This window comes from Paraclostridium sp. (genome assembly GCF_051656405.1).
Lineage (GTDB): Bacteria > Bacillota > Clostridia > Peptostreptococcales > Peptostreptococcaceae > Paraclostridium.
Map to the genome: position 1 here is coordinate 1 of NZ_JBOGBV010000037.1, position 3,894 is coordinate 3,894.

The window sequence follows — 3,894 nt, forward strand, 5'->3', positions numbered from 1 at the left end:
TGTGAGACACTTGTAGCATCAGATGCAGGTGGAGACTCAATGAAGTACATGGGAATTGGATTTGGAATAAGTGGTATTATAACAGTATTAACAGGATCATTCTTAAATGTAACAAATAATGTAATAAGTTTTATAGGAAAAAAATTCTATAAATATAAGTTCGAAGTTGAAGTTAACCCATTACTTTTAGGTATAGGGTTTATAGTAGGACTTGAAGTATCTTTAACAATGTTTGCTGGTTCTATATTAGCAAACTTTGGGATAACACCATTAATATCTTACTTTACTGAAATGGCAGGGCCAGGAGCAAATGTTTGGAATAACTCTTCAATGGCTATAAGTCAAATGGGTGTAAATGATATCGGTGGTAACTATGTAAAATACATAGGAGCTGGTATGATGCTTTGTGGAGGTATAATAGGAGCAGTAAAACTTATACCAACTATAATAGCATCAGTTCAAGAAACTATGAAAGCTAAATCATCTAATGATGGAGAAGGAAGCTCAGCTCTTCAAACTATAATATTATTAGGTGGAATAGTAATAGCATTTGTAGCAGGATTCATTATATCTGGAAGTGTAACAATGGCAATAGTTGGAGCTATAGCGTCAGTATTATTAGCTGGATTATTCGTTATAGTTGCAGGACGTTTAACAGGAACAATAGGAACATCAAACTTACCAGTATCTGGTATGACAATAGCATCTTTAGTTATATTAACTTTAGTGTTTGTTATAATGGGATGGAAAGGTCAAGCAGATAATAAATCATTATTATTATTTGGTACATTTATAGTAGTTGCTATAGCTATAGCTGGTGGATATAGCCAATCTCAAAAGGTTACTTACATCATAGGTGGAAGCAAGAGTGAAATGCAAAAATACTTTACAATAGCTGGTATAGTAGGTGTAATAGTTGTTGTTGGAACAATATTATTACTTTCAAACCAACTTACAATAACAGGAGATAACCCTCCGTTTGCATTACCTCAAGCAAACTTAATGTCAACACTTACTTCAGGAATAATGTCAGGGCAATTACCTTGGGTTATGATAATTGTTGGAGTATTCATGGCAATAGTTTTATACTTCTTAGGATTACCAATAATGACAGTTGCAATAGGATTCTACTTACCAATAGCAACAACTTCTATAATATTAGTAGGAGCATTAATCCGTGTATTCGTTGAAAAAACTTCTAAATCTGAACAAGAAAAAGAAGGTAAAGTTTCAAATGGTATAAGTTTATCATCAGGACTTGTAGCAGGAGGATCTATAATAGGATTAATAGGTATAATACTACAAGTAACAGGTGTTATAAAGAGTGCAGGACCAAGTGGATTTGCAGCTGGAAACATGATGGCAGTAATATTACTAGTAGTATTAGTAGTATGCACTGCATTGCCGATTGTATCATCTAAGGTTAAGAATAATGAAAAATAATGAAGATGTTTTAAATTTAGTCTTTAAAAAAAATGAAAATATAGAGTATAAAGTAAATGATAATGGCATAGTGACTATACAAGAAAAACAAGATCATAAGATTCAGAGGGTTTTTAGAAAATTAAGATTTAAAATTCCTATGTATAAAAATATAGAACTTGATGAATATGGTAGTTATATATTCTTACAAGTTGATGGAAATAAAAATGTTAAAGAATTAGGTGAGGTTTTAGAGGAAAGATACGGAGAAGAATCACACCCTCTTTATGAAAGACTACTTTTATTCCTAAATCATATTGAAGTAAATTGTCATTACATTGAAAAAGTACAATAAATAAGTAATAGAGTTAACTAAATAGTTAACTCTATTTTTTTGCAAAAAACAGAAAAATCTAAAAAAAATGTCGAATTTGAATAGTTTTAATAAAGTTAAAATTCTAAAAAAGTTAGATTTCGAAATATTGTGGTATAATGAGTTTAATCAAACAAAAGGATGGTGAAATTTAATGAGTAAAAAATTACCTAAAGAGGCTTACGGGGGCGTATCAGGTAAAGATTATGTACCCTATGTAACAGACAAGTCTAAAACAGGTGCAAACATGGCAGTACTTATAATTGGTATTGTTTTAGCAGTTGTTTTTGCAGCGTCTACAGCATACTCAGGTATGAAAGCAGGACTTACAGTTGCAGCTGGTATACCTGGATCTATAATAGGATCAGCATTTATAGCAGCTTTCGCTAAAGGAAAAGGTATTCTAGGAAAGAATATAGTACAAGGTATGGCAAGTGGTGGAGAATCAGTTGCTAGTGGTATGATATTTGTACTACCTGCTATTTTATTAATAGGTAGCCAAGTGACATTTTTAGAAGGATTTGTTGTAGGAGTAGGTGGAGTTCTATTTGGTATAGGAGTTTCATCACTTGTTTACAATTATTTAATAATTGAAGAACATGGAAAGCTTATGTATCCAGAATCAATGGCTATATGCGAGACACTTGTAGCATCAGATGCAGGTGGAGACTCAATGAAATACATGGGAATTGGATTTGGAATAAGTGGTATTATAACAGTATTAACAGGATCATTCTTAAATGTAGCTAACAATGTAATAAGTTTTATAGGTGATAAGTTTTATAAGTGTAAATTTGAAGTAGAGGTTAACCCACTACTTTTAGGTATAGGATTTATAGTAGGTCTTGAAGTGGCATTAACTATGTTTGCAGGATCTTTATTATCTCACTTTGGAATAATGCCTTTAATAGGATACTTCACTGATTTAGCAGGAGAAGGAGCTAAAGTATGGAACGATCCTTCAATGCCTATCAATCAAATGGGTGTAAATGATATAGCTGGTAACTATGTAAAATACATAGGAGCTGGTATGATGCTTTGTGGAGGTATAATAGGAGCAATAAAACTTATACCAACTATAATAGCATCTGTTAAAGAAACAATGAATGCTAAATCTTCATCAGCTGATGGAGAAGGAAGTACTACTCTTCAAACAATGATATTATTAGGTGGAATAGTAGTTGCAGTTATAGGGGCATTTTTAATTTCAGGAAGCGTAGTAATGGCAATTGTTGGAGCAATAGTTTCAATAGTTTTAGCTGCATTATTTGTTATAGTTGCAGGACGTTTAACAGGAACAATAGGAACATCAAACTTACCAGTATCTGGTATGACAATAGCATCTTTAGTTATAGCAACATTAGTATTCGTTATAATGGGATGGAGTGGACAAGCAGATAATAAATCATTATTATTATTTGGTACATTTATAGTTGTGTCTATATCAGTAGCTGGAGGATATAACCAATCTCAAAAAGTTACTTACATAATAGGCGGTAATAAAAGTGAAATGCAAAAATATTTTGCAATAGCAGGTATAGTAGGTGTAATAGTTGTTGTTGGCACAACAATATTACTTTCTAACCAACTTGTAGTTACAGGGGATAATCCTCCATTTGCATTACCTCAAGCAAACTTAATATCAACACTTACATCAGGAATAATGTCAGGGCAATTACCTTGGGTTATGATAATTGTTGGAGTGTTTATGGCAATAGTTTTATATTTCTTAGATTTACCAATAATGACAGTTGCAATAGGATTCTACTTACCAATAGCAACAACTTCTATAATATTAATAGGAGCATTAATTCGTGTATTTGTTGAAAAAACTTCTAAAGAAGAAAAAGAAAAAGAAGTTAAAGTTTCAAATGGTATAAGTTTATCATCAGGACTTGTAGCAGGAGGATCTATAATCGGTCTAATAGGTATAATACTACAAGTATCAGGTGTTATAAAAAGTGCAGGACCAAGTGGATTTGCATCTGGAAATATGATGGCAATAATACTTTTAATAGTATTAGTAGGACTTACTGCATGGCCAATAATAACATCTAAGGTAAAAAATAATGAAAAATAATGAAGAAGTTTTAAATTTA

The 3,894-nt window shown here is 31.8% G+C and carries 3 protein-coding genes; all 3 read left to right on the forward strand.

The annotated features are described in order from the left end of the window. A partial coding sequence (locus ACRDDE_RS05160; RefSeq protein WP_438626012.1) for an OPT/YSL family transporter occupies positions 1–1,443 on the forward strand: 1,443 nt, incomplete at its 5' end. Further along, on the forward strand, positions 1,433–1,777 hold the full coding sequence (locus ACRDDE_RS05165) for a PqqD family protein (RefSeq protein ID WP_438626014.1): 345 nt from the start codon (positions 1,433–1,435) through the stop codon (positions 1,775–1,777). The genes ACRDDE_RS05160 and ACRDDE_RS05165, both read left to right, overlap by 11 nt. A gap of 172 nt (positions 1,778–1,949) precedes the next feature. After that, positions 1,950–3,875: an OPT family oligopeptide transporter gene (locus ACRDDE_RS05170; protein WP_438626015.1), complete on the forward strand. Its 1,926-nt coding sequence runs from the start codon at positions 1,950–1,952 to the stop codon at positions 3,873–3,875. Positions 3,876–3,894 lie beyond the last annotated feature (19 nt).